The organism is Nonomuraea sp. AD125B (assembly GCF_041402765.1).
In the GTDB taxonomy this organism is placed as follows: Bacteria; Actinomycetota; Actinomycetes; order Streptosporangiales; family Streptosporangiaceae; genus Nonomuraea; species Nonomuraea bangladeshensis.
Genome location: NZ_JBGLOU010000024.1, coordinates 37,608 through 64,415, shown reverse-complemented (window position 1 = coordinate 64,415; position 26,808 = coordinate 37,608). Strand labels below are relative to the sequence as shown.

Genomic DNA, 26,808 nt, shown 5'->3' with positions numbered 1-26,808 from the left:
CTGGGGGTTCTGCCAGTACGGGGACGAGTGGCCGGAAAGCCAATATGTGCAAGAATCCGGCCATGCGCCGTCATCGTATCGCCGTGGTCGCGCTCAACCACTTCGCCCCTCTCGACTTCGGCATCCCCGGCCAGGTCTTCTGGGCCGCGGAGACCCCCGGCGGCGAGAAGCTGTACGAGGTGGTGACCTGCTCCGAGGGCCGGCGGCCGGTGCGCTGCTCGGCGGGCTACAGCGTGCAGCCCGACCACGACCTCGACGTGCTCGACACGGCCGACACCGTCCTCGTGCCCGGCATCCACGCGGGCCGGGTGCTCAAGGACGGCACGCTCTCGACCGAGCTGCGCGCCGCCCTGCGCGACCGGCCGCGGGTGATGTCGATCTGCACGGGGGCGTTCGTGCTGGCCGCGGCCGGGTTGCTCGACGGCCGTCCGGCCACCACGCACTGGCGGGAGGCGCCCCGGTTCGCGGAGCTGTTCCCGCAGGTGAGGCTGGACCCCGACGTGCTGTTCGTGGACGACGGCGACGTGCTGACCTCGGCCGGCGTGGCCGCCGGCATGGACCTGTGCCTGCACGTCATCAGGCGTGACCACGGCAGCGAGGTGGCCAACCGCACCGCCCGCCGGTGCGTGATGCCGCCGTGGCGGGACGGCGGCCAGGCCCAGTACGTCGAGCGGCCGCTGCCGGACGAGACGGCCGGCGGCCTGGGCGCCACCCGGGAGTGGATGCTCGCCCACCTCGACCGCCCGCTCGACCTCAACGCCCTCGCCGGGCACGCCAGGATGAGCGTGCGCACCTTCACCCGGCGCTTCCGCGAGGAGACCGGGGTGAGCCCGGCCAGGTGGCTGGCCGCCCAGCGGGTGCAGCACGCCCGGCACCTGCTGGAGACCACCGACCTCGGGGTGGAGGAGGTGGCCAGGCGGGCCGGGTTCGGCACGGCGGTCTCACTGCGCCAGCACCTGCACGCGGCGGTGGGGGTGGCGCCGCTGGCGTACCGGCACACGTTCCGGCGGGTGTGATCTTCCGCCGCGTCCGGCTTGGACCTACAGTCGGGACATGACCGAGACGGACCGCGTGCCGGACGGGATCGACCCCAGCGTGCCGAGCGTCGCCCGCATGTACGACTACTACCTCGGCGGCCGGGACAACTTCGCCGTGGACCGCGAGGCCGCCGAGCAGATGATCGAGCTCGGCCGGCGGCTCGGCAACGACGCCCGCGAGATCGCCCTCGCCAACCGCGCCTTCCTCGGGCGGGCGGTGCGCATGCTGGCCGAGGCGGGCGTGCGCCAGTTCCTGGACATCGGCGCCGGGCTGCCGACGCAGGACAACGTCCACCAGGTCGCCCGGCGGCACGGGCCGGGCTCGCGGGTCGTGTACGTGGACAACGACCCGATCGTCCTCACCCACGCCCGCGCCCTGCTCGCCACGGACCCCGACGTCATCGTCGTGCGGGGCGATCTCAAGGACCCCGACGCGATCTTCGACGACCCGCACGTGGCCGGGCACCTGGACCTGTCGCAGCCGTTCGCCGTCCTCATGGTCGCCGTGCTGCACTTCGTCCCCGACGACGCCGAGGCCGGGCGCATCACGGCGCGGGTCCGGGAGCGGCTGCGGCCCGGCGGGCATCTCGTGCTGTCGCACCTGTACGCGGGCGACGCCGGCGAGGACGCCGTACAGGCCGGGCGCCAGGTCTACGCCAACACGCCCTCCGGCGGCCTCGCGCGGCGTGACCACGACCAGATCGCCGCCTTCTTCGACGGGCTGGAGCTGGTCGGGCCCGGCGTGGTGCCGGTCGCCGACTGGACGCCGGACGGCGCGCCCGGCGGGGAGCACGACTACGTGCGGTCCGGCATCCTGGCCGGCGTCGGCCGCGTCCCCGCCTGACCCTCGCCGCGGGGGTCAGGACGGCACGTACGGGCTGACGACGTCCACCACCCAGGTGACGCCGAAGCGGTCCTTCAGCATGCCGTAGAGCGTCGCCCACGCGGCGGGCTCGAACGGCCGCAGCACGCTCGCCCCGACGGCGAGCTTCTCCCAGTACGCGGTCACCTCGTCGGCGTCCTGGCCGCGCAGCGAGAGGAAGAACGCGTTCTGGCCCTGGTCCCACGGCTGGCCCGACGGCACGTCGTAGGCCATCACGCGGAACCCGTTGGGGGCGCTCACCTGGCCCCACATGACCTGGTCGGCCTCGGCGGGGTCCTGGACGTTCCCGGCGTCCTTGTAGGTGACGGCGACCACGTCGCCGCCGAACACGGACTGGTAGAAGGCGAGCGCCTCGCGGGCGTCGCCACGGAAGTTGAGGTGGGTCACGGCGTCGACGGACATGATCGCTCCTTGCGGATCGGTGGTGGGGGGGGGGGGGGGGCGGGGGGGGCGCGGGCAGGCGGCCCGCTCGACGACCACCGTGCCAGCCGAAGCGGCCAGGTTGTGTCCTCTTCTCACCTCACAGCAACGCGTCCGCCACCGGAACGGTGCTGTAGTCCTCGCCCGTGACCGGGCGGATGTCCTCCCACGGCACCCAGCGCGCCTGCCCCTCGTGCGCGACGCCGTCGTCCGCCGGGCGCGCCCGCGGCGGCCACAGCAGGAAACCCCATCGTTCGCCCGCGGCGTCGTCACCCCAGGCGAGCAGATAACGCGCCGCGCCGGCGCGGAGAACGATCGGCGGCCGCCAGAGCTCGGGAAGGTCCTTCGGCGTGAGATCCATGTCCCCATTATACGAACGCCAGTTCGAAATAGCCAGCGATCAGACGCCGTCAGGCAGCGCGGTCATCCGGTTGAGCACGGGAACCAGGTGCTCCTCCTCGTAGTCCAGGTGAGCCTCCAGCTCGCGGGTCAGCCGCTCCACCTCGTCCGCGACGCCCTCCCCCGCCCCTTCCTCGTCCAGCAGCCGCCGGACCCGCTCCAGGAGCCGGGCCACCACCCGGTGCTCGGCGCCGAGCCGGCGCAGGACCTCCGCCAGATCGGGATGCTCGGCGGCCAGGTGCGGGAACAACGTGGCGTCCTCGCCCTCGTGGTGGGCGTGCAGGGCGTCGCAGAACGCCAGGCAGTGCGTACGCAACTCGCCCCCGCCCGCTCCACGCAGCCCGGCGCGCAGGGCGGCGAGATCGCGGCGGAAACCGTCGTGCAGCTTGATCAGCTCGTCACCCCAGGCGACGAGACGCCGGTCCCCGGTCATGCGATGCGCACCCTTCCGTGTACGGCGGCGAAGAGAGCCGCGACCAGCGCCGCCCCCGCGGCGAGGGTGAAGGCCCAGCCGGGTCCGCCGGCGGCCAGGACCACCGCGCCCACCGCTCCGGCCAGGCTGCTGCCGAGCACCCTCACCAGCGCGTTGACGCCTCCGGCCGCCGCGGTCCTGGCGGGTTCGACGTGCTGGACGGCCATGGTGCCGAGCGCCGCGTAACCGAGTCCGACGCCGAGGCCGAGCACGGCCGTGGCGGCGTACAGTCCCGGTCCGCCGCCGCGCAGCACGGCGAGCCAGGCGGCGGCGAGCGTCACCAGCGCCGAGCCGCCCGCGACCAGCGTGGCGGGGGCGAAGCGGCGCATCAGCGGGCCGGCCAGCACGGAGACCGCGAGCATCAGGACCGTCGTCGGCAGCAGGTACAGCCCCACCTGCAGCACGGACGCGCCGAGCGTGCCCTGCGCGTACGCCGACACCGTGGTGATCGCGGCGAACAGCGCGAACCCGATCAGGAACGACGCCACCGTGGCCCCCACGGTGCTCCGGTGCAGCAGCATCGGGATCTCGATCAGCGGGGACGGCGCCCGGCGCGCGGCGGCCACCCAGCAGGCCGCCACCGCCACGGCTGCGGCCAGCAGCGCCAGGGTGACCGGCGACGTCCAGCCCCACTCGGCGCCCTTGCTGAGCGCGAGCAGGAGGCAGACGAGCCAGCCCGAGACGAGCACCGCCCCGATGAGGTCCAGCCGCTCCCCCGGCCGCCCCCGCATCCGCAGCCCCTCCCGCACGGTGGCCGCGACCAGGACGAACGCCAGCGCCGCCAGCCCGGCGAGCAGCCAGAACACGGTCCGCCTGTCCCCGTCGACCAGCCCCGCGACGATCATGCCGCCGCCGCTGCCGACGCCTATGGTGGCGCTCAGCACCCCGATGGCCGACGGCAGCCGCTCGGCGGGCAGCGCCTGCCTGACCAGGCCGATGGCGAGCGGGAGCAGCGGCGCGGCCAGCCCTTGCAGCACGCGTCCAGCGATCATGGGCGCGAGCGTGTCCGACACGGCGCTGAGCACCGATCCGGCCACGAGCAGCGCGAGGGCGACCAGGGACATCATCCGCCGCCCGTACAGGTCGCCGAGGCGGGACAGCACCGGGATGGCGACCGCGCCGGACAGGAGCCCGGCGGTGAGCGTCCAGGAGACGGAGGCGGGCGAGGCGGCGAGCTCGCGCGCCAGCCGGGGCAGCAGCGGCACCACCACGGTCATCTGCAGCGTGCCGACGGCGACGCCGTACGCGAGCGCCCCCACGGCCGCCCGGCTCGCGAAGGAGTTTTTATACATGTATAGAAAGTAACATGACAGGATGCCAGCGCGCACCGGCCGCCCGCCGAAGATCTCCAGGGCCGACATCGTGACCGCCGCCCACCGGGTCATCGAGGAGGACGGCGTGGCGAGCCTGACCATGCGCCGCCTCGCCCGCGAGGTCGGCAGCACGGCCATGGCCCTCTACCACCACGTACGCGACAAGGAGGAGCTCCTCCTGCTCCTCCTCGACGACTACGCGACGGGCCACGCCCGCCCGGCCGAGGAGGAGCTGCCGGATGAGCCGCGCGAGCGCGTCGTCGCCGTGGCCACCGCGATGCGCGAGGCGCTGGCCGGCTGCCCGTGGATCGTGGACGTGCTGCGCGCCGACGACCTGCTGTCCGTCGGCGGGCTCTGGTACCCGGAGAAGATCATCGATGCGGCCCTGGCGGCGGGGCTGGCGATGGAGGACGCGGTCTCGGCGTACCGGATCATCTGGCACTACACCGCCGGCGAGATCGGCGCCAGAGCGGCGGCGGCCGGGCGGCGGGCGGAGGGCGGGAGCACCTACCGGGAGCGGGTGTTCGCGGAGCTGGACGCGGGCGCGTTCCCGCGCCTGGCCGAGGTCGGCCCGCGGTGGGCGGAGCTCACCGCGAGGGACACCTACGACCGGGGGCTGCGCGCGCTCGTCGCGGGCCTGCTGCCCTGACCGGAGCCCCCGGCGAACGCCCTGCGGTAGGCGGACGGCGACGTCCGCATGGCCCTGGTGAAGTGCCGCCGGAACGTCACCGCGCTCTCGAACCCCACCGCCGCCCCGATCTCCTCCACCGAAACCCCGGTGGACTCCAGCATCGGCAGGCTGGCCGCCACCCGCTGCGCGATCACCCACCGCAGCGGGCTGGTGCCGGTCCGCCGGTGGAAGTGCCTGATGAACGAGCGCTGCGACATGGTCGCCACATGCGCCAGGTCGGCCACGGTGATCGGCCGGGCCAGGTGCTCCAGGGCCCACGCCATCGCCCGCGCCACCGCGTCGTCGCCGCCGGCCGGCGTGACCGCCGCCTCGATGAACTGGGCCTGCCCGCCCTCCCGGTGCGGCGGCACGACCAGGCGGCGGGCGACCGTGTTGGCGACGCGCGGGCCGTGGTCGGTGCGGACGAGGTGGATCAGCAGGTCGAGCCCGGCGGCGCTGCCCGCGCTGGTCAGCACGTCGCCGTCGTCCACGTACAGGACCGACGGGTTGACCCGGACGGCGGGGAAGCGCTCCTGGAGCAGGGCGGCGTACCTCCAGTGGGTGGTGGCCGGGCGGCCGTCGAGCAGCCCGGCGGCGGCCAGCGCGAAGGCGCCCGAGCAGATCGACACGAGCCGCGCGCCGCGCCCGTGCGCCCGGCGCAGCGCGGCCACGAGCGGGTCCGGCACCGGCCCGCGCACGTCCGCCACCCCGGGGACGATCACCGTGTCGGCCTCGGCCAGCACGTCGAGCCCGTGCTCGGCGCTCATGGTGAAGCCGCCCACCACCCGCAGCGGCTCCGGGGACGCCGCGCACACCCTGAGGTCGTACCACGGCACGCCGAGCTCGGCCAGCTCCGGCCGGGGCAGCCCGAACAGCTCCACCACGCAGCCCAGCTCGAACGGCGCCATCCCGTCGAAGGCCAGCGCGGCGACCCGGTGCGGCCGGGCCGGGTCGGGGAGGAGCATGAGCGCATGTTAGCCGGGCTCCTCCAGCGGCAGAGGAAGTGCATGCATATCACGGCGGTACAGACGGTTCTCCCCGATCACCGCTACGAGCAGGCGGAGATCACCGAGGCGTTCGCCCGTCTGACCCACTGCGACGAGGACCTCCTGCGGCGCTTCCACGAGGCGACCGGCGTGACGGGCCGCAGTCTCGCGCTCCCGCTGGAGGACTACGCCAAGCTCGACTCCTTCGGCCGGGCCAACGACGCGTACGTGGAGCTCGGCCTCGACCTGACCGAGCGGGCGCTGACGGCCGCGCTCGACCAGGCGGGCGTGGAGCCGAAGCGGGTCGACCACCTGTTGTTCTGCTCGACCACGGGCCTGGCCACGCCCTCCCTGGACGCGCGGCTGGCCAAACGCATGGGGCTGCGGCCGGACGTCAAGCGGCTGCCGGTCTTCGGCCTGGGGTGCGCGGCCGGAGCGTCGGGCCTGTCCCGCCTGTACGACTACCTGCGCGGCTGGCCGGACCACGTCGCGGTCCTGGTGTGCCTGGAGCTGTGCTCGCTCACCATCCAGCGGGACGACACCTCGATCGCGAACCTCGTGGCGAGCGGCCTGTTCGGCGACGCCGCGGGAGCCGTCGTGGCGACCGGGCGCGGACGGGGGCCGGAGGTCGTGGCGACCCGCAGCCGGCTGTATCCCGGCACCGAGCACCTGATGGGCTGGGAGGTCGGCGACCACGGCTTCCGCCTCGTCCTGGACGCCGACCTGACCAGTTTCGTCGAGGAGGTGCTGGCGGGCGACATCCGGGCCTTCCTCGCCGACTACGGCCTGACCCCCGACCAGGTGGGCACCTGGATCTGCCACCCCGGCGGCCCCAAGGTCATCGAGAAGATCGTGGAGACGCTGGGCCTGCCGCCCAAGGCGGTCGAGGTGACCTGGCGCTCGCTGCGCCGGCACGGCAACCTGTCGTCGGTGTCGGTGCTCAACGTGCTGCAGGAGACGCGCGGCCGGCCGGGGGCGCCCGCGGTGCTGATGGCCCTGGGGCCGGGCTTCTCCGCCGAGCTGCTCCTGCTGCACTGGTGAACGCCTACCTGGTGCTGATCGGGCTGGTCGTCATGGAACGGCTGGCCGAGCTGGTCGTGGCCAGGCGCAACCTGGCGTGGGCGCGGGCGCGGGGCGGCGTCGAGCACGGCAGGCGCCACTACCCCTGGATCGTGGCGGCGCACGTGGCGCTCCTGGTGGCCGCGCCGGCCGAGGTGTGGCTGCTCGGGCGGCCGTTCGTGCCGGCGCTGGGCTGGCCGATGCTCGCCGTGGTGCTGCTCGCGCAGGCGCTGCGCTGGTGGTGCATCGGGACGCTGGGGCGGCAGTGGAACACGCGGGTGGTCGTGGTGCCGGGGCTGCCGCTGGTGAGCGGCGGGCCGTACCGGTGGGTGCGGCACCCCAACTACGTGGCCGTCGTGGCGGAGGGGGTGGCGCTGCCGCTCGTCCACACCGCCTGGCTCACCGCGCTGGTCTTCACGGCGGTCAACGCGGTTCTTCTCACGATTCGGATCACGGAGGAGGACCGGGCGCTGGCATCCTGTAGCTCATGAGAGAAGAGTTGCTGCCGATGCTGCGCGGGGCCGCCCAGCGCACCGCCGACCTGGTCACCAGCATCCCCGAGGAGGAGTTCGGCCGGCCCACGCCGTGCCAGGAGTTCGACGTCCGGGGGCTGATCAACCACCTGGAGTGGGGCGCCTCGCTGTTCGAGTCGGTCGCGGGCGGCGGCGGGTTCCTGCCTCCGAAGGAGTACACCGGCGACTTCCCCGAGCGGGTCGAGCGCATGCTGATCGCCTGGGACAAGCCGGAGTCGTGGGAGGGCGTCAGCGAGGCCATGGGCGGGCTGCCGCGCACCGTCCTCGCCCACATGGCGCTCACCGACCTGGTCGCCCACGGCTGGGACCTCTCCCGGGCAACCGGCCGCGGCTACGAGGTGGAGGAGGCCACCGCGGCCAGGCTGCTCGCCTTCGCCAAGGACATGGCGCCGATCGGCCGGGCGCGGGGCGCGTTCGGCGAGGAGGTCGCCGTGCCGGCGGACGCGCCCGCGCTGGAGCGGTTCCTCGGCCTCATCGGCCGGGATCCGGCCTGGAGACCGTGATCGGCTCCAGACCCTCGGGCTGCTTGCCGGGGTAGAGCCCGGTGAGCAGGGCGCTCACGGTGTAGAGGTGCCAGGCGAGCGCGGGCTTCTTGACCACCGGGTCGGCGAACAGGGCCCGCGCCTCGTCGGGGTTCACGATGGGCGCGAGCGCGTCGAGGCTGCCGAGCACCTGCCGGCGCAGCACGTCCGTGAGCGCAGGACCGGGGCTGGTCCGCCAGCTCCAGCCGCCGCCGGTCTTCACGGTCGGCATGGCGGGCGGCGGGACGTGCGTCCACGGCAGGCGCCGGGTCATGCCCTCCGCGAAGCGCCACGGCTTGCCCTCGATCGGCACGTCACGCAGGCGGGGCGCGAAGCGCACGACGAGCTGGTAGATCACCTCTTCCGACAGCCGCCAGCGCTGGTCGAGGGCGAGCGCCGCGCGCACCACCCGGTTGTCCAGGAACGGCCGCACCGGATCGCCCCGGCGCAGGGCGCCGGCCCGCGCGCTGGCCTGCCACCGGCCGACCTTGTACCAGATGTAGATGTGGTCGAGCGCCTCCAGCCGGTCGGGCCGCTCCTGCCAGGGGCGGGCCAGCTCGCGGGCGTGCTCGTTGGCCTCGGCGGTGAACAGCTTGTCGTCCTTGCAGAAGGTCGTGGTGATCCGGCGCAGCAGGGCCTTGTCGCCGAGGTCGGTCTGCAGGAGGTTGAGGCTGCCCGCGCGCAGCGTCTCGCCGCTCTGCCCGGACATGGTGGGCTTGCCGGAGTACGGCAGGTAGCTCACGATCGACTCGTACGCCGAGGTCATGCCCTCGCACGTGCGCAGCGTCTCCCAGGCGCGGGCCAGCGGGTGCTCCACCAGCACGGCGTCCTTGGCGGCCGTCTGCGGCGGCGCGATGACCGTGTGCTCGACCTTCAGCTCGGCGGCGATCCGCCGCGCGATGATCACGTCGGGGTGGGTGTCGAGACCGTTCGTCGTCACCCGGAACGGCACCCGCGCGGCGTGCAGCAGCGCCGCCAGGACGCGGGTGTCACGCCCGCCGGTCAGCGCCAGGTTGACCGGCTCGCCCAGGGAGCGCAGCGGCTCGACGGTGGCGAGCAGCGCGTCGGCCAGCTCGTCCACGGCCGCCCGCTTGGCCCGGCGGCTCGCCGGGGGCGGCGCCGTCTGCGGCAGCGGGGTCTCGACGATCACCCGCCGGCCGTCGCGCACCTCGACGCGCGTGCTCGGCCGCAGCGCCGACACCCCTTTGTACGGCGTCTCGTCCGACAGGAAGAACCCCTGCCTGACCATCGTCTGGAGCGCCAGGACGTCGTGCTCGACGCGGTCGCCCGGCTGGGCCATCAGGTGCACGAGCAGGGCGCGGCTGCCGATGAGGTACAGGTCGGGCGTCTCGGCGTGGAAGACGGGGCACACCCGGTTGATCGCCGTGCTCGCGCCCAGCTCGCCGTCGCGCGCGTACCAGGAGGAGAAGCAGCCGCCCAGCGGGTCGCCGGGGTCGCGGGGCAGCCGGGCGACGTCGGCGGGGTCGGCCAGGTGGCCGTTCAGCCCGATGACCCGGCCGCCGTGCTCGGACAGCAGCGGCGGCTGACGGAGGTCGTCGGGCTCGTTGGTCCAGCCGAGCAGGGAGACGCCCCTGCCGTGCCATTCCCGGCCGCGGATGACGTCCGGGGGCACGGGGAAGGCGAGCTCGATGACGCTACGGGCCTTCTCCAGGACAGGAAGAGGGATCTCCCCGTGCTTCGCGGCTATACCGAGGTAGACGCGCATGCCAGCCAGGTCTATCTCATTTGCACCGATTGTCACAACTGATCACGTATCGATCGCGGTTTGTGCTCGCTTACGTCACCGCCCCGGCCAACCACCGGTCAGCCGCCGTCGTAAGGGGTCGGAGGTGGTTGAGGAATGAGAATCCGCCCGTTAGTGATCGGCTCCGGACTGGTCGCCGTCCTCGTGCTCGCCGGGTGCGGCGGCTCCGGCGGCAGCACGGGGAGCGCCGAGCGCGCCAACGCGCCCGCCGCGTCCCAGGGCCCCGCCCGGCCGGAGTCGTCGGCGAAGGACGAGCAGGAGACGGCCACGGCTCAGATCTCCACGTTCGCGCTGGACGTGGACACCGCCTCGTACGGCTACGCCCGCCGCGCCCTGCAGGAGGGCCGCTGGCCCGAGCCGGACCGGATCCGCCCCGAGGAGTGGGTCAACGCCTTCCGCCAGGACTACGAGCAGCCGCCGGACGACGGGTTCGCGGTGCACGTGGACGGCGCCCTGCTGCCCGGCCGCCGGGACGAGGCCGTGCTGCGGGTGGGCCTGCAGACCCGCGCCACCGAGGCCGCCGCGCGCCGGCCGGTCAACCTCACCTTCGTGGTCGACGTGTCCGGCTCGATGGCCGAGCCCGGCCGCCTCGACCTGGTGAAGTCCTCGCTGCGCACGCTGCTCGACCAGCTCGCGCCCGGCGACCAGGTGTCGATCGTGGCCTTCAGCGACGAGGCCGAGGTGCTGGCCTCGATGACCCCGCTCACCGCCCGCGCCGAGCTGTCGGCCGCCGTGGACCGGCTCGACGTCGAGGGCGGCACGAACCTGGAGAGCGGCCTGGTCGCCGGCTACCAGGAGGCGGCCAAGGCGTTCCGCCCCGCCGCCACCAACCGGGTCATCCTGCTCTCCGACGGCCTCGCCAACCAGGGCGAGACCGCGTGGCAGGGCATCCTCGCCCAGGCCAAGGAGTACGCGGCCCGCCAGGTCACGCTGCTCACCGTCGGCGTCGGCCGCGAGTACGGCGACACCCTGATGGAGCAGCTCGCCGACAACGGCGACGGCATGGCCGTGTACGTCAGCTCCCAGCAGGACGCGGACAAGCTCTTCACCACCCAGCTCACGGCCACCATCGAGCTGCGCGCCCGCGACGCCAAGGCCCAGGTGGTCTTCAACCCGTCCGTCGTCGACACCTACCGCCTCGTCGGCTACGAGAACCGCGCCCTGACCACCGAGGAGTTCCGCGACGACAGCCGCGACGGCGGCGAGATCGGCCCCGGCCACGCGGTGACCGCCCTCTACGCGCTCAAGCTCAAGCCGGGGGCGCGCGGGCAGCTCGCCCAGGCCACGGTCCGCTGGCAGGACCCCGACACCCGCGAGGCGTCGGAGGCCGGCAAGTCGCTGCGGGCCGCCGACCTGGCGAAGGGCGTGTGGGACAAGAGCACGCCGGTACGGCTCCAGGTGGACGTGCTGGTGGCGGCGTTCGCGATGTACCTGCGGGAGCGACAGGCGTTCGGGCTGGACCTGCCGGACCTCGCCGAGCACTCCACCCGGCTCGCCTCCCTGGCGGAGGACCCGATGGTGAGCGAGCTGACGACGCTCATCGACAAGGCCCGTGCGGTCGGCTGACCGTCGGCTGAGCGTCGGCTGACCGGGCGCGGAAAACGATTTGCGAGGAGCCGGCCGGGCCGAGCAAGGTATCAGGCATGACACGGCACGACCTGATCACCCCACCGGCCCGGCTCGCCGAGAGCGTCCTGCCCGACGGCCGCCGCCTGGCCCGCGCCGAATGGGGCCCGGCCACCGGGACGCCGGTCGTGCTCTGCCCGGGGGCGGGCACGAGCCGGTGGCTCGGCTTCGGCGCGGACGTCGTGGACGAGCTCGGCGTCCGCCTCATCTCCCTCGACCGGCCCGGCCTCGGCTCCTCCGACCCCGATCCCGGCCGCACCCTGACCTCCTGGGCCGCCGACGTCGCCGCCCTCGGCCTCGACGCGCCGCGCGTGGTCGGCTTCTCGCAGGGCGCCCCGTTCGCGCTGGCCTGCGCGTTCGTCCCGGGCGTGCGCCGGGTGGCGATCGTCTCGGGCGCCGACGAGGTCGCCACCATGACCGAGGTGCTGCCCGGCCACTTCCGCGAGCTGGTCGAGACGGTCGCCGCCGACCCGGCCGCCGCCGAGAAGTTCTTCTCCTCCCTCACCCCCGACGCCCTCTGGGACATGATCGTCCCCAACAGTCCCGCCGTGGACCGGGAGATCTACGAGCGGCCCGACTTCGCCCGCGCCTACCGCCAGGCCATGACCGAGGCCTTCGCCCAGGGCCCGGCCGGCTACGCCCGCGACAGCGTGCTCGCCATGAGCCCCTGGCCGTTCCCGCTCGCGGAGGTCCCCGTCCCGGTCGACCTCTGGTACGGCGACCTCGACCTGCACCACTCCCCCGACCAGGGCTTCACCCTGTCCCAGCGGATCCGCGGCGCCCGCCGCCACCTGATCCCGGGCGCGGGCGGCTCCCTGCTGTGGACGCACGCCGAGCAGATCCTGCGGGCCCTGCTGGCGTAGGCAGGTCCGGGGTGGTCGGTGAGTCCGATACACTCGTACTCACCGCAAGGGGCTATAGCGCAGTTGGTAGCGCGCCTCCATGGCATGGAGGAGGTCTGGGGTTCGAATCCCCATAGCTCCACAGAAAACAAGGCCCGTCCGATCGATCGGACGGGCCTTGTTCCGTTCGCCCCCGCCCGGGGAGCGTTAAGATCATCCGCATCATCGCCTTACTCAGGACCGCCGTCGCCCGCCACCGCTTCGGGCGCCCGGCCGCCGTCGCCGTCGCGCTCTACCTGACCGCCGTCGCCGTCGCCGCCTGGTACGACGACGGGCGGTGGTTCACCTTCGTCGCGACGACGGTCGTCTGGCCGCAGGACGACGGGGTCCTGCTCCTGGCCGCGGCGATCGGCCTGCTCAACGCGTGGGCGCTGTGGCAGATCCTGCGCGGCCCGGCCTCGCCGCGCACCGGGGTGCCGCCGCGTGACGTGGTGTGGCTGCGACGCCTGCTCTACACGGACGTGGCCGGCGACCTGCTGCTCTGGGAACTCCTCGACGAGGTGTCCGACGTCGCGGAGTACGCCGCGAGCCGGGCCGTGTGGGCCGCCACCTTGGTCCTGCTGGTGCGGGTCCTCGGCGGGGTGTCGGCCCGGTTCCGGATCGTCGCACTCGGGCTCGGCCTGACCGGGGTCCTGGGCGCGGCGCTGCGGCCGTTCGCCGAGGTCCCGCTGCTGACGGCGTCGCTCCTGGTGGTGATGGCGACCCTCGGCTGCAAGGCGATGATCCTCGCCGGGCAGGGACGCGACGGGCGGTTCAGCGCCGTCACGATCGCCATCGGCTGGACCGCTCTCCTCGTCCCGCAGGTCCACCCGCTGCTCCAGGTCGGACGGGACGCCTTCGACGGCCTGTCGCTCGCGGTGCACGCGCTCGACGGGCTGATCGTCGTGTGGGCGGCACGCACCGCGCACGAGCTCGCCGCGCCCCGCCAGGACGTCCCGACGCCGGGAACCGGGCGGAGGCCGCGGCTGCTCGCCGCCGCCGTCGTCCTGCTCGGGCTGCCGATCGCCGCGGTCGGCGCCGAGGGGGACGCCCGGCTCACCTACACGGCCGCGGACGAGGGCTGCCGCGACCGGCTCCGGCCCGCGGCCGGCCTCGGGCCCGAGGAGCGGCGGCGGTCGTTCCTCTGCCTGGCCAGGGGCTCGACGTTCGCGGCGGACACGATGTTCCCCGAGGACGTGGCCGACCAGCGCATCCTCGCCTACGGCTCCCAGGCGTGCGCGCTGGCCGGCGACCGCGAACGGCAGGAGCTGCACGAGCGGACGGGCGGCACGGCCGAGGCCATCGAGCTGGCCACGGCCCTGGAGTACCTGTGTCCCGGTATCGTCGCCCGGCAGAACGCCGAAGTCCGCCGCCGGCAGGCCGAGTTCGACCGGCAGGAGACCGCGTGGAAGGCCGCGGCCAACGCCCGGTGCGCCGACCCGTGGCCCGGGGCGCGAGCCAGGCGGCAGGGCACGGCCGCGTACATGCTGTCGGAAGGCGGCGGCTACGCCGTCTTCGACGACGGCGACGACAGCGCGGGCGATCCCGGGAACATCTACGGCGACGGCGACGACGTCGCCGACATCTTCGACGCCGGCGAGGACGGGCTCATCGACGCCGTGGGCGGCACCGCCGCCATCGTGACGTCCGAGGAGAACGTGATGTGCCTGACGGTCAAGGCGTTCGACCGCGCCCCGCCGCTCCGGCTCACCGGCTGGAAGCAGGTGGTCGAGGTGGGCCTCACCAGCCGCAGCGGCCGCCTGGTCGTGCCGGCCTACCCTCAGGGCGGCGGCAGCGGGGCGGCCGGGCCGCTGCCTGACCTGGCCGTCGCCGGTCCCGGCCACTACCAGCTGCGCGTCCACGCCCGCACGCTGCCCTGGGACGAGGACGACCCCGACGCGCCGCGCGAGGAGCACCTGCTCGTCGTCTATCCCGGCCGCTCGACCGACAAGGTCGTGCACCGGCCGCGCGGCTGACGGGCTCAGGGACGGGTGGTGGAGCGGGGGCCCGGTTCGAGTGCCACGTAGGCGTCCTTCACCCAGTCGGTCAGCAGCGGGCGGGTGTCGGCGGGGTCGATGATGTCCTCGACCAGGAACGCCTCCGCCGTACGGAACGGCGAGCGCACCGCCTCCAGCCGCTCGGCGATCTCCGCCTTGAGCGCCGCCGCGTCCTCGCCCGCCTCGGCGAGCAGGCGCTTGAAGGCGACCTCCAGACCGCCCTCGATCGGCAGCGATCCCCAGTCGCCGGACGGCCAGGCCACCCGGAAGGTGTAGCGGTCGTGCGGCCGGTGTGCGGCCCCGGCGACGCCGAAGACGCGGCGGACCAGCACCGAGGCCCACGGGACCGTCGACTGGTAGACGGCGGCGAGCGCGCGGGCGCCGCGGCGGATCGTGCCGGCCCGCTCGGCGGCCGTGCCGATGACGAAGCCCGGCTGGTCCACCAGGTGCACCACCGGCAGGTGGAAGGTCTCGGCCAGGTCGACGAAGCGCGCCAGCTTGTCGGAGCCCTGAGCGGTCATGCCGCCGCCGTAGACGCGGGGATCGGAGGCGAGGACCGCCACGGGACGGCCGTCCAGGCGCGCCAAGGCGGTGATCACGGAGGGGGCGAAGCGGCGGCCGAGCTCCAGGACGCTGCCGGTGTCGAAGACCAAATCGAGCGCGCGGCGCGTGTCGTAGGGGCGGCGGCGCTCGCGCGGCACGAGCTCGCGCAGCTCGGGAGCGGTCCGGTCGGGCGCGTCTGCGGACGGCGTGACCGGGGGCGGCTGCCAGGCGTTCTGCGGCAGGTAGGACAGCACCCGCCGGGTGAGCGCGAACGCCTCCTCCTCGGTGCCCGCGACCAGGTCGACCGTGCCGGCCGCGGCGGCGACCCGCCAGCCGCCGAGCTCCTCCTTGCCCACGCTCTCCCCCATCCCCGCCTCGACCACGGCGGGGCCGGCGATGAAGACCTGGGACAGCTCCTTCACCATGATCGAGACGTGCGAGGTGACCAGGCGGGCCGCGCCGAGCCCGGCCACCGGGCCGAGGGCCAGGGAGATCACCGGGATCCGGCCGAGGTTGGCCACCACCTGGTCCCAGCCCGGGTTGTACGGGACGTAGGTGCGCCCGAACTCCTCCAGCTGCTTGACGCTGCCGCCGCCGCCCGTGCCGTCGATGAGCCGCACGAGCGGGACGCGCATTTCGCCCGCCATGCGCTCGGCCAGGATCTGCTTGTCGTGGATGGCGGCGTCGGCGGCCCCGCCGCGTACGGTGAAGTCGTCGCCGGAGACCACGATCCTGCGGCCGTCGAGACGGGCCCGGCCGATGATGACGTTGGACGGCGTGAAGTCCGCACCGGCGGCCCGGCCGGTCAGCGCGCCGATCTCCTGCCAGGAGTCGGTCAGCGCGGCCAGCCGCTCGCGCACGGTGAGGCGGCCGGTGGCGTGCTGGCGGGCGACGCGCTCCTCGCCTCCCATGCGCTCGGCCAGCTCCCTGCGCCGGCGCAGCTCGGCGAGTTCGGGGTCCCACATGGCGTGACTCCTCCCGGCGGTTGGCGTACCGGCCGGTCGGTACACTACCGGGAGCCGCCCAGGAACGCCATCAAAGGGTGTAGTCGAAGGTGTAGGAGTGGCCGCCGTCGGGGCCGATGACGATCTGCATCTCGCCGCGCAGGCCGGTCAGCTCCCCGGTCGCCGAGTCCGGCACCACCGACACGCGCAGCGCGTGCGCGCCCCGGTCGCTGACCGCGTTGTGCTGGACGACGAAGCTGCCGGACCGGCCGTGCAGGGCGCCCTCGATGCGTTCCAGCGCCACGTACGAGCGGGAGTCCTCCACGGGGGTCGTGGCGATCATCAGCGTGACGAGGCTGGTGCCGGTGAGGTCGCCGTGGAAGGTCTTCGTCATGGTGACGAGGCCGAGCGTGACACCGTCGCGCTCCTCGTAGGGCTGCTTGGCGTCCCAGTTCGCGGTGTCGAAGGTTCCCTTTGCGGTCATGGCGTCCATGCTGGCCGACGTACCTGTCAGGTTCCGTCAGGTTCCGGCGAGGAGTTCGACGACGGGGGCGAACGCCTCCAGGCAGGCCGCGTTGACCGTGACGTACGACACCCCGAGCCGGTCCCTGCGGCGGCGCAGCACGTCAGCCATTTGCGCAGGCGTGCCGCGCAGCACGCCGGTGGCCTCGGGGCCGAGGGGGCCGAGCCAGGCGGGCGGCTCGGCGCCGGCGGCGGCCAGGTTCATGCCGAGCTCCAGGTCGTGGAAGCGGTCGCCGGCCAGCTCGTACAGCTCGTCGAGCTTGGCCGCCACCTGCTCCTCCGTGGCGTGCGGCGGGACACCGAGCGCGACCGTGTCCGCCCTGGCTGCGGCCAGCCGCAGCAGCCGGGTGCCGGAGGCGGCGACGAGGATCGGCACGTCCTTCGCCTCCGCGGCGACCGCGTCGATCGTGTCGGCGAGCCTGCGCACCCGCGCGCCGGCCGGGCCGAAGGTCAGGCCCAGCTCGGCGGCGTCGTGCGCGGCGTCCGGCCTGCCGGCGCCGAGGCCCAGCTCGAAGCGCCCGCCGGACAGCTCCCGCAGCGTCGCGGTCTCCCAGGCGACGGCGCGCGGCGTGCGGTTGGCGACGCTCAGCACGTACGTCCCCACCCGCAGCCTGCTGGTGACCGCGGCCGCCGCGGCGGCGGCGCTGAACGGCGAGAACGTGCCGAGCGTGTCGGGCACCAGCAGCGTGGCGTAGCCGAGGTCCTCGGCCCGCCGGGCCAGGCCGGACCAGTCGGGGGCTCGTCCGGCGACCGCGCCGAACCTGAAGGGGTGATCGCTCATGCCTCTGACGATCGCCTACGGGCGGCTCCGGCGCATCGTCCCCGCGACCGGTGGGCGGCTACGCCCGTGGACGCAGCCCGCGCCCGGCGGGCTACTCCCCGGGCGGTAGGGCTACTCCCCCAGCAGGCGGCCGGTGAAGTCGTTGGCGAACTTGCCCTTGGGGTCCAGCCGTGCGGCCAGCGACCGGAACCGCTCCGGGCAGGAGGGCCACCGGGTGAACAGCTTGCCCCAGTGCGGCCGCGGCTCGTACGGCGCCAGCGTCTCCTCCACCAGCTCCAGCACGGGCCGCACGCCCTCCGGGTCCTTGAGCCAGGTGAAGTGGATGCCGACGCTGTCGCGCCCGTGGAAGGGGCTGAGCCACAGGTCGTCGGCGGCCACGGTGCGCACCTCGGAGATGTGCAGCACCGGCCGGATGCGCTCGCCGATGGCGAACAGCGCGCGCAGCGCCTCGACCGCGTGCTCGCGCGGCAGGATGAGCTCCGACTGCAGCTCGTCGCCCGCGCCGCTGGGCTCGAAGTCGGCGCGGAAGTGCGGCAGCCGCTCGTGCCAGGGGCCGGGCACGCCGAGCTGCGTGGTGCAGGGGTCGGCGGGCATGCCGGGCAGCGGGTGGCGGGGGCCGTCGGCGGGGCGGGTGCCGTACCAGTCGGCGGGCAGGCCGGCCGGCTCGCCGGTGCGCTTGAGCCAGACGCGGGTCTCGCGCCAGTCGGTGAAGAGGCTGACGCTGTAACCGGCGGCCATGATGTCGTCGAAGTGGGCCAGCGCCTCGACCGGCAGGCCCTCGCGGACGTACTGGCGCACCTCGAAGGCGGGCACCACGTCGAGGGTGAGCGAGGTGACGACGCCGAGCGCGCCCAGCGCCACCACCGCGCCGGGGAAGTCGGCGTCGCCGCGGGCGAGGGTGAGCGTCGAGCCGTCGGCGGTGACGAGGTCGAGCGAGGAGACGGCGGCGGCGAGGCTCGGGATGGCGTCTCCCGAGCCGTGGGTGCCGGTCGCGACCGAACCGGCGACGGAGATGTGCGGCAGCGAGGCCAGGTTGGCCAGCGCGAGGCCGTGGGCGTCGAGCTGCCGGGCGAGCCGCGCGTACGTCGTGCGCGCCGGCACCCGGACCCGGGCGGCGGCGCTGTCGATCTCGACGGCGTCCGGCATCCGGTCGAGGACGACGAGGTCGCCCGTGGTGTCGGCGACGTCGTTGAACGAGTGCCCGCTCCCGAGCGCCCGTACGCGGGTGCTGTCCGCGACGAGCCGGCGCAGTTCGTCGAGTGAGGAGGGGTGATGGACGTCACTTGCCCGGAATGCGGTGTTTCCCGCCCAATTGCTCAGCGTCACGGCCTTACCTTCCCACAGCCAGCGCTTGTCAGCCCGGTCAGGTGCCGCTAGTTTCGTCTGGCCGCTGACGGAGGTGCGCCGTGCTTTACCTGTACGAGGCCATAAGCCTGGTCACGCTCGTGTTGTGGCTCTACTGCCTGTTCGACGTGATCACCACGCCGGAGCCGCTCTGCCGCAACCTGCCCAAGATCCTGTGGCTGGTGATCGTTTTCCTCGCGCCGCTCGTCGGCTCGCTCGTGTGGCTGCTGGCCGGCCGCCCGGAGCGGCGGGCGCCGGCGCCGCCGAGCGCCTTCCCCGAGTACGACCGCCCCGGCCGCTTCGCCGCCACCAGCCCCGATGACGACGAGGAGTTCCTGCGCCGCTGCCGCGAACGCGCCGAGGAGCAGCGCAGGAACGCCCCGAAGAGACCCGCCGAGGACGGTTAGAAGCCCTGGGCCAGGCGGTAGTACGCCTGGTTCCAGCGCAGCTCCTTGGCGAAACGCTCGGTCGTGGTGTCGGCGTCGATGAACACCAGCTCCACGCCCAGCATCTCGGCCAGGTCCGTCAGCTCCTCGCGGGTGACCGCCATGGTGAGCACCGTGTGGTGCGGCGCGCCCGCGGTGAGCCACGACTCGGTGGACGTACGCAGGTTCGGACGGGGCTGCCACACCGCGCGGGCCACGGGCAGCTTCGGCAGCGGCTGCGGCGGCGCCACGACGTCGATCTCGTTGGCGACCAGGCGGAACCGGTCGCCCATGTCGGCCAGGCCGACCACGATGCCAGGGCCGGGAGCGGCGTCGAACACCAGCCGCACCGGGTCCTCCCTGCCGCCGATGCCGAGCGGGTGGATCTCGCAGGACGGCGTGTCCGCGGCGATCGACGGGCAGACCTCCAGCATGTGCGCGCCCAGGATCAGCTCGTTGCCGGGCGTGAGGTCGTAGGTGTAGTCCTCCATGAAGGACGTGCCGCCCGACGGGGCCATCGACTTCAGCGTGCGCAGCAGCACCGACGTCTTCCAGTCGCCCTCGCCGCCGAAGCCGTAGCCGTCGGCCATGAGGCGCTGCACGGCCAGGCCGGGAAGCTGGCGCAGGCCGCCGAGGTCCTCGAAGTTCGTGGTGAAGGCCCGGTAGCCGCCGGCCTCCAGGAAGCCGCGCAGGCCCAGCTCGATCCTGGCCGCGTAGCGCAGCGACTCGCTCCGGTCGCCGAGCAGCTCGGGGACCACCCGGTACTGCTCCTCGTACTCCTTGACCAGCGCGGCCACGTCCGCGTCGGAGGCCGCGTCCACGGCCTCGACCAGGTCGTTGACGCCGTAGGTGTTGACCGAGACGCCGAAGCGCAGCTGCGCCTCGACCTTGTCGCCCTCGGTGACGGCCACGTCGCGCATGTTGTCGCCGAACCGCACCAGCTTGAGCTGGCGGACCTCGGCGAGGCCCGTGGCGGCGCGCGCCCACGCCTCGATGCGCCCGCCCACGGCCGGGTCGCTGACGTGCCCGGCCACGGTCTTGCGCGGCACGCCGAGCCGGGTCTGCACGAACCCGAACTCGCGGTCGCCGTGCGCGGCCTGGTTGAGGTTCATGAAGTCCATGTCGATGGTGCTCCACGGGAGCTCGACATTGGCCTGGGTGTGCAGGTGCAGCAGCGGCTTGCGCAGCGCGTCGAGCCCGGCGATCCACATCTTGGCCGGGGAGAAGGTGTGCATCCAGGCGATCACGCCGGCGCACGAGTCGTCCGCGTTGGCCTCCAGCATCACGCGCCGGATCGCGGCGGCGTCCGTGAGCACGGGCTTCCACTCGACCGGGACGGGCAGCTGCTCGGCGATGCGCTGGGACTGCTCGGCCACCTGGCGGAGCGTGTCCTCGCCGTACAGCCCCTGGCTGCCGGTCAGAAACCAGATCTTCAACGCGGGCTCCTCTGTCCGTAGACGTTCTGGTAACGGTCGTACAGGCGGTCGATGTCGTCCTGGGCGATGGGCAGGGGGTCGCCGAGCTGGCGGGCCACGTGCACGGTACGGGCCACGTCCTCGCACATCACGGCGGCCTTCACCGCCGCCTTGGCGTCCTTGCCGATGGTGAACACGCCGTGGTTCTGCATGAGGACCGCCTTGGAGCGGTGGCCCTTGAGCGTCTCGACGATGCCCTGCCCGATCGAGTCGTCGCCGATCAGCGCGAACGGGCCGACGGGGATCTCGCCGCCGAACTCGTCGGCCATGGCGGTGAGCACGCACGGGATCGCCTCGCCGCGGGCGGCCCAGGCCGAGGCGTACGTCGAGTGGGTGTGCACGACGCCGCCGACCTCGGGCATGTTGCGGTAGACGTAGGCGTGCGCGGCGGTGTCGCTGGAGGGGGCGTGCTCGCCCTCGACCAGGTTGCCGTCGAGGTCGCACACCACCATGTTCTCCGGGGTCAGCTCGTCGTAGGAGACGCCGGAGGGCTTGATGACGAACAGGTCCTCGCCGGGGACGCGGCCGGAGACGTTGCCGGCCGTCCACACGACGAGGTTGTAACGCACGAGCTCGGCGTGCAGCTCGGCGACTACTGTGCGGGGGTCGGTCATGCCTGGGCCTCGTTCCTGATGGCGCGCAGCGTGTGGAGCATGCGGCCGTCTCCGAAGAAGTCGTGGAGCCTGCGGTACTCGGCGTAGAGCCGGTCGTAGGCGTCGGCGCGGTCCGGGTCCGGCGTGTACGCCGCCTCGGTCCGCTTGCCCATGGCCGCCGCAGCCTCCTCGATGCCCGGGTAGGCGCCGGCGGCGACCGCGGCGTGGATGGCCGAGCCGAGCGCGGGCCCCTGGTCGGAGCCGATCACCGACAGCGGCCGGCGCAGCACGTCGGCGTATATCTGCATGAGGAAGGGGTTCTTCAGCAGCCCGCCGGCGACGACGAACTCCTCGACCGGCACGCCGGCCCGCTCGAACGTCTCGACGATCATGCGGGCGCCGTACGCGGTGGACTCGATGAGCGCGCGGTAGACGTCCTCCGGCCGCGTCGCCAGGGTCTGGCCGACGATGACGCCGGAGAGGTTGTGGTCCACGAGCACCGAGCGGTTGCCGCCGAACCAGTCGAGCGCCACCAGGCCGTGCTCGCCGACCTTCTGCTTCTCGGCGAGCGCGGTCAGCTCCTCGTGGCCGAGGCCGCAGCTGTCGACGTACCAGGCGAAGATGTCGCCGACGGCCGACTGTCCCGCCTCGTAGCCCCACAGGCCGGGGACGATGCCGTCGCGGACGACGCCGCACATGCCGGGCACCTCGGCGAGCCGGTCGCTGGGCATGATGTGGCAGGTGGAGGTGCCCATGATGGCGACCATCTGGCCGGGACGCACGGCGTCCGCGGCGGCGGCCGTGACATGCGCGTCCACGTTGCCGACGGCGACCGCGATGCCCTCGGGCAGGCCGGTCCAGCCGGCCGCCTCGGCGCTCAGCCGGCCGGCCAGGCCGCCGAGCGGGGCGAGCGTGACGCCGTTCTCGTCGGCGCCGACCTTTCCGGTGGCGAGCTTGTCCACGAACCCGGCGAAGCCGGGGTTGAGCTCGGCGAGGAACTCCTTCGACGGGTAGGCGCCGTCCTGGAAGACGCCCTTGTAGCCGGCGGTGCAGATGTTGCGGCTCTCGACGCCGGTGAGCTGCCAGATGATCCAGTCGGCGGCCTCGATCCAGCGTTCGGCCCGCGCGTAGACGTCGGGGGCCTCCTCCAGGACCTGCAACGCCTTGGCGAACTCCCACTCGGAGGAGATCTTGCCGCCGTAGCGCGGCAGCCAGCTCTCGCCGCGGCGCGCGGCCAGCTCGTTGATGCGGTCGGCGTGCGGCTGGGCGGCGTGGTGCTTCCACAGCTTGGGCCAGGCGTGCGGCAGCTCGGGGGTCTCGAAGCAGAGCGGCGTGCCGTCGGCCGTGGCCGGCAGCACGGTGCAGGCGGTGAAGTCGGTGCCGATGCCGACGACCTGCTCGGCGGGCACTCCGGCGGCGGCGAGCGCGGCGGGCACCGCGCTCTTCAGCACCTCCAGCCAGTCCTGCGGCGCCTGCAGCGCCCAGTCGGGGCCGAGCCGCACACCGGAGCCGGGCAGCTCGCGCTCGATGACGCGGTGGGCGTACTCGTGGACGGCGCTGCCGAGCTCCGCGCCGTCGCTGACCCGGACGACGACCGCGCGTCCGGACAGCGTGCCGAAGTCGACTCCTACCACATAAGTGTTAGCGTTCACATTGCTCTCCAGGGGGGAATTCCGGTGGCATGCCCATCATCTACCGGCAGAACGTCCGCGTGCGGGGGCCGTGCTGGAACGCACCACCAGGCGGGGCGGCACGACCAGGCGCCCGCGCGCGCCGCGCCCGCCTTCGACCTGCCGCAGCAGCACCTCGATGCAGTGCCGGCCCACCACGTCGAAGTCCTGCCTGACCGTGGTCAACGGCGGCGAGAAGAACTCCGACTCCGGGATGTCGTCGAAGCCCACCACGCTGATCTGCTCCGGCACCCGCACGCCCCCTTCGCTGAGGGCGCGCAGCACCCCGAGCGCCATCTGGTCGTTGGCCGCGAAGACCGCGGTGACGCCGTCCATCGCGGCGAGGCTGCGCCCCGCCTCGTAGCCGGCCCGCGGGCTCCAGTCGCCGGTCAGCGGCTCGGGCGCGGGCCGGCCCGCCTCCGCCAGAGCGGTCCGCCAGCCCGCCAGCCGGCCCTCGGTCTCCAGCCAGTCGGACGGGCCGCTGACGTGCCAGACCGTCTCATGGCCCAGCTCCAGCAGGTGGCGGGTGGCGAGCCTGGCGCCCTCGGCCTGGTCGATGCAGACCACCGGGATGTCGTCCCGGTGCGAGCCGCCCTCGACCGCGACCGCCGGCATCCCGGACGGCAGGCTCTCCAGCGCCTGGGCGGCCGAGCGCTGCGGCGCGACCACCACGACCCCGTCCACGCCCTGCTCGGCCAGGTAGTCGATGGCGTCGCGGACGCTGGCCGCGTCGATCGACTTCAGGCTCACGATGCTGACGAAGTAGCCCGCGGTCCGCGCCGCCTGCTCGATGCCGTACACCGTGCTGGCCGGGCCGTACAGCGTGGTGTCGAAGCTCACCACGCCGAGCGTCCGCGACCGCTTGGTCACCAGGGCGCGGGCGACCAGGTTGCGCCGGTAGCCCAGCCGGGTGATCGCCGCCTCCACCCGCGCCCGGGTGTCGGCCCGGACGTTCGGATGGTCGTTGAGCACCCGGGACACCGTCTGGTGCGACACGCCCGCCTCCTTGGCCACGTCGGCCATGACCGGCAGACGGCGCTTGGATGCCGTCACGGGCGTCTCCTCTCGCTGGCGCTCGGGGTCGCGGACAAGATCACGGACAGGGTCGTGCTCAGCGCGTTCCGCCCGCCCGGCGCTTGGTCCAGACGTCGAACGCGACCGCCGCCAGGAGCACCGCGCCCTTGACGAGCATGACCCGCTCGCTGGGCGAGCCGATCAGCGACATGCCGTTGTTGATGACCGCCATGATCAGGCCGCCGGTGATCGCCCCGGCCACCTTGCCGACGCCGCCCTGCACGGCCGCGCCGCCGATGAACGCCGCCGCGATGGCGTCCAGCTCGAAGCTGTTGCCCGCCGTCGGACCGGCCTGGTTGAGCCGGCCGGCGAAGATGATGCCGGCGATCGCCGACAGCACGCCCATGTTGACGAAGATCCAGAAGACGACCGACTTGACCTTGACGCCGGACATGACCGCCGCCTGGAGGTTGCCGCCGATGGCGTAGATCTGGCGGCCGAAGACCGTGCGGCCGGCCAGCATCGAGTAGCCGAGCACCAGCACCGCGAGCAGCACGAGCACCCACGGCAGGTTCTTGAACCTGGCGAGCTGCACGACCAGGAAGAGGATCACCGCGGCGCCGGCCGTCATCTTGAGCGCGAACAGGGCCATCGGCTCGACGGACTGGCCGTAGCCCTTGCGGGCGTTGCGGGTGCGGAGCTGGGAGATCACCATGCCGGCGATCGCGATCAGGCCGATCAGCAGGCTGAACAGGTCGGCGCCGCCGAGCGGGCCGAGGCCGATGTTGCCGAGGTAGCCGTTGGTGAAGCCGTTGGCCAGGGTGCGGACCTGGTCGGGGAACGGGCCGATGCCCTGGTTGCCCAGCACCGTGAGGGTCAGCGCCCGGAACAGCAGCATGCCGGCCAGCGTCACGATGAACGCCGGGATGCCGAAGTAGGCGATCCAGTAGCCCTGCCACGCGCCGATGAGCGCGCCCGCGACCAGCGTGATCAGCAGGGCCAGCGGCCAGGCCACGCCCATGTTGACCATGAGCACGGCGGCCAGCGCTCCGGTCACGGCCACCACCGAGCCGACCGACAGGTCGATGTGCCCGGCGATGATGACGAGGATCATCCCGATCGCGAGGATCAGGACGTAGGAGTTCTGGACGATGATGTTCGAGATGTTCTGCGGCTGCAGCAGCGCGCCGTCGGTGAGCACCGAGAACAGCACGATGATGAGCGCGAACGCGATGTAGATGCCGCTGGAGCGCAGGTTCAGCGACACCCCGCCGAGCGACACCCTGCCTGGCCGGCGTGGCCCTTCCCCGTCGACGCCCTTCGCGCCGGTAGCCGTGCCGGCGGGCACGTCTGCGGGCGTGATGCTGCTCATGAGAGCTTCTCCTGTCCCTTGGTCATGAGGTACATGAGCCGTTCCTGGGTGGCGTCCTCGCGCGCCACCTCCCCGGTGATGCGACCCTCGGAAAGCGTGTAGATGCGGTCGCACAGGCCGAGCAGCTCAGGCAACTCACTGGAGATCACCAGCACGGCCTTGCCCTGGTCGGCGAGGCGATTGATGATCGTGTAGATCTCGTACTTGGCACCGACGTCGATGCCGCGGGTGGGCTCGTCGAGGATCAGCACGTCCGGCTCGGTGAGGATCCACTTGGAGAGCACGACCTTCTGCTGGTTCCCGCCGCTCAGCTTTCCGACCACGCTGTTCACGGTGGGCGCCTTGATGTTCATGCTCTTGTGGAAGCCCTCGGCGACCTTGTACTCCTCGTTCTCGTTGACCCAGCCGCGCCTGGCCAGGCCCTTGAGCCCGGCCGCGCTGATGTTGCGCTTGATGTCGTCGATGAGGTTGAGGCCGTACCGCTTGCGGTCCTCGGTCGCGTACGCGATGCCGTGCCTGATCGCGTCCTGGACGTTGCGGATCACGACCGGCTTGCCGTCCTTGAAGATCCTGCCGGAGATGTTGACCCCGTAGGTCCGCCCGAACACGCTCATCGCCAGCTCGGTGCGGCCGGCGCCCATGAGGCCGGCCAGGCCCACGATCTCGCCGCGGCGCACGGTGAGCCCGGCGCCGTCGACGACCTTGCGGCCGGGCTGGCTCGGGCTGTGGACGGTCCAGTCCTCGATGCGCAGCACCTCCTCGCCGATCGACGGCTCGTGCGGCGGGAAGCGGTTGTCCAGCGCGCGGCCGACCATGCCCGAGATGATGCGGTCCTCGGTCACGTCGTCGGTCGCCATGTCGAGCGTCTCGATCGTGCGGCCGTCGCGGATGATCGTGACGGAGTCGGCGATCGCGGTGACCTCGTTGAGCTTGTGGGAGATGATCACACAGGTGATGCCCTCCTCCCGCAGGCCGCGCAGCAGGTCCAGCAGGTGCGCGGAGTCGTCGTCGTTGAGCGCCGCGGTCGGCTCGTCGAGGATGAGGAGCTTGACCTCCTTCGACAGCGCCTTGGCGATCTCCACGAGCTGCTGCTTGCCCACGCCGATGTCGTAGATCGGCGTGGTCGGGTTCTCGCGCAGGCCGACCCGCTTCATCAGCGCGGCGGCCTCGTAGTTGGTGCGGTTCCAGTCGATGATCCCGCGCTTGGCGCGCTCGTTGCCGAGGAAGATGTTCTCCGCGATCGACAGCTGCGGGCTGAGTGCCAGCTCCTGGTGGATGATGACGATGCCGGCGTGCTCGCTGTCGCGGATGCCGCCGAACTCGACCCGCTCGCCCTCGAAGACGATCTCGCCCTCGTACGTGCCGTGCGGGTAGACCCCGGACAGCACCTTCATCAGCGTCGACTTGCCGGCGCCGTTCTCGCCGCAGATGGCGTGGATCTCGCCCCGCCGGACGGACAGGTTGACGTCCTGGAGCGCCTTGACGCCGGGGAAGGTCTTGGTGATCCCGACCATCCGCAAGATGTGCTCGGTCATATGCCCCTCGCTCAGCTCAGGGAAGCCC

Annotated in this window: 27 protein-coding genes and 1 tRNA gene; 11 read left to right on the top strand and 17 right to left on the bottom strand. The window is 73.0% G+C overall.

The window, feature by feature from the left end:
- Positions 1-62: 62 nt before the first annotated feature.
- Positions 63-1,016, top strand: coding sequence for a GlxA family transcriptional regulator (locus tag ACBR40_RS42680; RefSeq protein ID WP_371252429.1), 954 nt, complete (start codon positions 63-65; stop codon positions 1,014-1,016).
- A gap of 37 nt (positions 1,017-1,053) precedes the next feature.
- On the top strand, positions 1,054-1,881 hold the full coding sequence (locus ACBR40_RS42675; protein WP_371252428.1) for an SAM-dependent methyltransferase: 828 nt from the start codon (positions 1,054-1,056) through the stop codon (positions 1,879-1,881).
- Positions 1,882-1,896: 15 nt separating this feature from the next.
- Here ACBR40_RS42675 and ACBR40_RS42670 read toward each other — a convergent pair whose 3' ends face one another.
- The 4 genes from ACBR40_RS42670 to ACBR40_RS42655 form a co-directional block, all read right to left on the bottom strand.
- Positions 1,897-2,322: a VOC family protein gene (locus ACBR40_RS42670; protein ID WP_344218763.1), complete on the bottom strand. Its 426-nt coding sequence runs from the start codon at positions 2,320-2,322 to the stop codon at positions 1,897-1,899.
- A gap of 118 nt (positions 2,323-2,440) precedes the next feature.
- Entirely contained in the window at positions 2,441-2,701 is a 261-nt protein-coding gene (locus ACBR40_RS42665) for a hypothetical protein (RefSeq protein WP_329592168.1), read from the bottom strand.
- 39 nt (positions 2,702-2,740) lie between these two features.
- Positions 2,741-3,172 carry a hemerythrin domain-containing protein gene (locus ACBR40_RS42660; protein WP_344218759.1) on the bottom strand — a complete coding sequence of 144 codons (432 nt, stop codon included), beginning with the start codon at positions 3,170-3,172 and terminating at the stop codon, positions 2,741-2,743.
- A complete protein-coding gene (locus ACBR40_RS42655) occupies positions 3,169-4,503 on the bottom strand; it encodes an MFS transporter (RefSeq protein WP_371252427.1) in 1,335 nt (444 codons plus the stop codon). The genes ACBR40_RS42660 and ACBR40_RS42655 overlap by 4 nt, the downstream gene beginning before the upstream one ends.
- A 22-nt stretch (positions 4,504-4,525) precedes the next feature.
- On the opposite strand from ACBR40_RS42655, the gene ACBR40_RS42650 reads away from it, so the two are divergent.
- Entirely contained in the window at positions 4,526-5,173 is a 648-nt protein-coding gene (locus tag ACBR40_RS42650) for a TetR/AcrR family transcriptional regulator (protein ID WP_371252426.1), read from the top strand.
- Here the strand turns inward: ACBR40_RS42650 and ftrA are convergent.
- Positions 5,128-6,159, bottom strand: a complete 1,032-nt coding sequence (gene ftrA, locus ACBR40_RS42645; RefSeq protein ID WP_371252425.1) for a transcriptional regulator FtrA — start codon at positions 6,157-6,159, stop codon at positions 5,128-5,130. The two genes, ACBR40_RS42650 and ftrA, sit on opposite strands and share 46 nt — an antisense overlap.
- Before the next feature lie 42 nt (positions 6,160-6,201).
- Here ftrA and ACBR40_RS42640 point away from each other — a divergent pair, with 42 nt between their 5' ends.
- From ACBR40_RS42640 to ACBR40_RS42630, 3 genes are read left to right on the top strand one after another with little or no spacing between them, the layout of a single operon-like run.
- Positions 6,202-7,221, top strand: a complete 1,020-nt coding sequence (locus tag ACBR40_RS42640; protein WP_344218751.1) for a 3-oxoacyl-[acyl-carrier-protein] synthase III C-terminal domain-containing protein — start codon at positions 6,202-6,204, stop codon at positions 7,219-7,221.
- On the top strand, positions 7,218-7,730 hold the full coding sequence (locus tag ACBR40_RS42635) for an isoprenylcysteine carboxylmethyltransferase family protein (protein WP_344218749.1): 513 nt from the start codon (positions 7,218-7,220) through the stop codon (positions 7,728-7,730). Before ACBR40_RS42640 ends, ACBR40_RS42635 begins: the two co-directional genes overlap by 4 nt.
- Entirely contained in the window at positions 7,727-8,275 is a 549-nt protein-coding gene (locus ACBR40_RS42630) for a TIGR03086 family metal-binding protein (RefSeq protein WP_344218747.1), read from the top strand. Before ACBR40_RS42635 ends, ACBR40_RS42630 begins: the two co-directional genes overlap by 4 nt.
- Here the strand turns inward: ACBR40_RS42630 and ACBR40_RS42625 are convergent.
- Positions 8,244-10,019, bottom strand: coding sequence for an asparagine synthase-related protein (locus ACBR40_RS42625; protein WP_371252423.1), 1,776 nt, complete (start codon positions 10,017-10,019; stop codon positions 8,244-8,246). The genes ACBR40_RS42630 and ACBR40_RS42625 overlap by 32 nt on opposite strands.
- A gap of 135 nt (positions 10,020-10,154) precedes the next feature.
- Between ACBR40_RS42625 and ACBR40_RS42620 the strand changes: the two genes are divergently transcribed.
- The 3 genes from ACBR40_RS42620 (at position 10,155) to ACBR40_RS42610 (ending at position 12,668) form a co-directional block, all read left to right on the top strand.
- A complete protein-coding gene (locus ACBR40_RS42620; protein WP_371252422.1) occupies positions 10,155-11,624 on the top strand; it encodes a von Willebrand factor type A domain-containing protein in 1,470 nt (489 codons plus the stop codon).
- A 77-nt stretch (positions 11,625-11,701) separates the two neighbouring features.
- Positions 11,702-12,547, top strand: coding sequence for an alpha/beta hydrolase (locus ACBR40_RS42615; protein ID WP_344218741.1), 846 nt, complete (start codon positions 11,702-11,704; stop codon positions 12,545-12,547).
- Positions 12,548-12,595: 48 nt separating this feature from the next.
- A tRNA-Ala gene (locus ACBR40_RS42610) sits at positions 12,596-12,668 on the top strand.
- A gap of 150 nt (positions 12,669-12,818) precedes the next feature.
- On the opposite strand, the gene ACBR40_RS42605 is transcribed toward ACBR40_RS42610, so the two are convergent.
- Entirely contained in the window at positions 12,819-12,947 is a 129-nt protein-coding gene (locus ACBR40_RS42605; RefSeq protein WP_371252421.1) for a hypothetical protein, read from the bottom strand.
- Positions 12,948-13,014: 67 nt separating this feature from the next.
- Between ACBR40_RS42605 and ACBR40_RS42600 the strand changes: the two genes are divergently transcribed.
- A complete protein-coding gene (locus ACBR40_RS42600; protein ID WP_371252420.1) occupies positions 13,015-14,541 on the top strand; it encodes a hypothetical protein in 1,527 nt (508 codons plus the stop codon).
- Positions 14,542-14,546: 5 nt separating this feature from the next.
- Here ACBR40_RS42600 and ACBR40_RS42595 read toward each other — a convergent pair whose 3' ends face one another.
- From ACBR40_RS42595 to ACBR40_RS42580, 4 genes are all read right to left on the bottom strand, one after another.
- Positions 14,547-16,070 carry an acyl-CoA carboxylase subunit beta gene (locus tag ACBR40_RS42595; protein ID WP_371252418.1) on the bottom strand — a complete coding sequence of 508 codons (1,524 nt, stop codon included), beginning with the start codon at positions 16,068-16,070 and terminating at the stop codon, positions 14,547-14,549.
- A 70-nt stretch (positions 16,071-16,140) separates the two neighbouring features.
- The gene (locus ACBR40_RS42590; RefSeq protein ID WP_245775455.1) at positions 16,141-16,533 is read right to left on the bottom strand and encodes a DUF3224 domain-containing protein; all 393 of its coding nucleotides are present in this window, start codon (positions 16,531-16,533) and stop codon (positions 16,141-16,143) included.
- A 36-nt stretch (positions 16,534-16,569) separates the two neighbouring features.
- A complete protein-coding gene (locus ACBR40_RS42585) occupies positions 16,570-17,352 on the bottom strand; it encodes an LLM class flavin-dependent oxidoreductase (RefSeq protein ID WP_371252417.1) in 783 nt (260 codons plus the stop codon).
- A gap of 111 nt (positions 17,353-17,463) precedes the next feature.
- On the bottom strand, positions 17,464-18,678 hold the full coding sequence (locus tag ACBR40_RS42580; RefSeq protein WP_371252415.1) for an FAD-binding protein: 1,215 nt from the start codon (positions 18,676-18,678) through the stop codon (positions 17,464-17,466).
- An 80-nt stretch (positions 18,679-18,758) separates the two neighbouring features.
- Here ACBR40_RS42580 and ACBR40_RS42575 point away from each other — a divergent pair, with 80 nt between their 5' ends.
- Entirely contained in the window at positions 18,759-19,103 is a 345-nt protein-coding gene (locus ACBR40_RS42575) for a PLD nuclease N-terminal domain-containing protein (RefSeq protein WP_344218730.1), read from the top strand.
- On the opposite strand, the gene araA is transcribed toward ACBR40_RS42575, so the two are convergent.
- The 6 genes from araA to mmsA are packed head-to-tail and all read right to left on the bottom strand — an operon-like array spanning position 19,100 to position 26,780.
- A complete protein-coding gene (gene araA / locus ACBR40_RS42570; protein WP_344218728.1) occupies positions 19,100-20,557 on the bottom strand; it encodes an L-arabinose isomerase in 1,458 nt (485 codons plus the stop codon). The genes ACBR40_RS42575 and araA overlap by 4 nt on opposite strands.
- The gene (locus tag ACBR40_RS42565; protein WP_371252413.1) at positions 20,554-21,210 is read right to left on the bottom strand and encodes an L-ribulose-5-phosphate 4-epimerase; all 657 of its coding nucleotides are present in this window, start codon (positions 21,208-21,210) and stop codon (positions 20,554-20,556) included. Before ACBR40_RS42565 ends, araA begins: the two co-directional genes overlap by 4 nt.
- On the bottom strand, positions 21,207-22,823 hold the full coding sequence (araB, locus tag ACBR40_RS42560; protein ID WP_371252458.1) for a ribulokinase: 1,617 nt from the start codon (positions 22,821-22,823) through the stop codon (positions 21,207-21,209). The genes ACBR40_RS42565 and araB overlap by 4 nt, the downstream gene beginning before the upstream one ends.
- A gap of 54 nt (positions 22,824-22,877) precedes the next feature.
- On the bottom strand, positions 22,878-23,912 hold the full coding sequence (locus tag ACBR40_RS42555) for a LacI family DNA-binding transcriptional regulator (protein ID WP_364463660.1): 1,035 nt from the start codon (positions 23,910-23,912) through the stop codon (positions 22,878-22,880).
- Positions 23,913-23,970: 58 nt separating this feature from the next.
- Positions 23,971-25,245, bottom strand: coding sequence for a multiple monosaccharide ABC transporter permease (gene mmsB / locus ACBR40_RS42550; RefSeq protein ID WP_344218720.1), 1,275 nt, complete (start codon positions 25,243-25,245; stop codon positions 23,971-23,973).
- Positions 25,242-26,780, bottom strand: a complete 1,539-nt coding sequence (gene mmsA / locus ACBR40_RS42545; protein ID WP_344218718.1) for a multiple monosaccharide ABC transporter ATP-binding protein — start codon at positions 26,778-26,780, stop codon at positions 25,242-25,244. The genes mmsB and mmsA overlap by 4 nt, the downstream gene beginning before the upstream one ends.
- Positions 26,781-26,808 lie beyond the last annotated feature (28 nt).

Coding starts and splice junctions, on each gene's coding strand:
- mmsA (WP_344218718.1), bottom strand. CDS start 26,780: ATGACCGAGCACATCTTGCGGATGGTCGGGATCACCAAGACCTTCCCC.
- ftrA (WP_371252425.1), bottom strand. CDS start 6,159: ATGCTCCTCCCCGACCCGGCCCGGCCGCACCGGGTCGCCGCGCTGGCC.
- ACBR40_RS42595 (WP_371252418.1), bottom strand. CDS start 16,070: ATGTGGGACCCCGAACTCGCCGAGCTGCGCCGGCGCAGGGAGCTGGCC.
- ACBR40_RS42665 (WP_329592168.1), bottom strand. CDS start 2,701: ATGGATCTCACGCCGAAGGACCTTCCCGAGCTCTGGCGGCCGCCGATC.
- ACBR40_RS42680 (WP_371252429.1), top strand. CDS start 63: ATGCGCCGTCATCGTATCGCCGTGGTCGCGCTCAACCACTTCGCCCCT.
- ACBR40_RS42590 (WP_245775455.1), bottom strand. CDS start 16,533: ATGACCGCAAAGGGAACCTTCGACACCGCGAACTGGGACGCCAAGCAG.
- ACBR40_RS42565 (WP_371252413.1), bottom strand. CDS start 21,210: ATGACCGACCCCCGCACAGTAGTCGCCGAGCTGCACGCCGAGCTCGTG.
- mmsB (WP_344218720.1), bottom strand. CDS start 25,245: ATGAGCAGCATCACGCCCGCAGACGTGCCCGCCGGCACGGCTACCGGC.
- ACBR40_RS42640 (WP_344218751.1), top strand. CDS start 6,202: ATGCATATCACGGCGGTACAGACGGTTCTCCCCGATCACCGCTACGAG.
- ACBR40_RS42655 (WP_371252427.1), bottom strand. CDS start 4,503: ATGTATAAAAACTCCTTCGCGAGCCGGGCGGCCGTGGGGGCGCTCGCG.
- ACBR40_RS42660 (WP_344218759.1), bottom strand. CDS start 3,172: ATGACCGGGGACCGGCGTCTCGTCGCCTGGGGTGACGAGCTGATCAAG.
- ACBR40_RS42615 (WP_344218741.1), top strand. CDS start 11,702: ATGACACGGCACGACCTGATCACCCCACCGGCCCGGCTCGCCGAGAGC.
- ACBR40_RS42620 (WP_371252422.1), top strand. CDS start 10,155: ATGAGAATCCGCCCGTTAGTGATCGGCTCCGGACTGGTCGCCGTCCTC.
- ACBR40_RS42585 (WP_371252417.1), bottom strand. CDS start 17,352: ATGAGCGATCACCCCTTCAGGTTCGGCGCGGTCGCCGGACGAGCCCCC.
- ACBR40_RS42675 (WP_371252428.1), top strand. CDS start 1,054: ATGACCGAGACGGACCGCGTGCCGGACGGGATCGACCCCAGCGTGCCG.
- ACBR40_RS42630 (WP_344218747.1), top strand. CDS start 7,727: ATGAGAGAAGAGTTGCTGCCGATGCTGCGCGGGGCCGCCCAGCGCACC.
- ACBR40_RS42670 (WP_344218763.1), bottom strand. CDS start 2,322: ATGTCCGTCGACGCCGTGACCCACCTCAACTTCCGTGGCGACGCCCGC.
- ACBR40_RS42625 (WP_371252423.1), bottom strand. CDS start 10,019: ATGCGCGTCTACCTCGGTATAGCCGCGAAGCACGGGGAGATCCCTCTT.
- ACBR40_RS42650 (WP_371252426.1), top strand. CDS start 4,526: ATGCCAGCGCGCACCGGCCGCCCGCCGAAGATCTCCAGGGCCGACATC.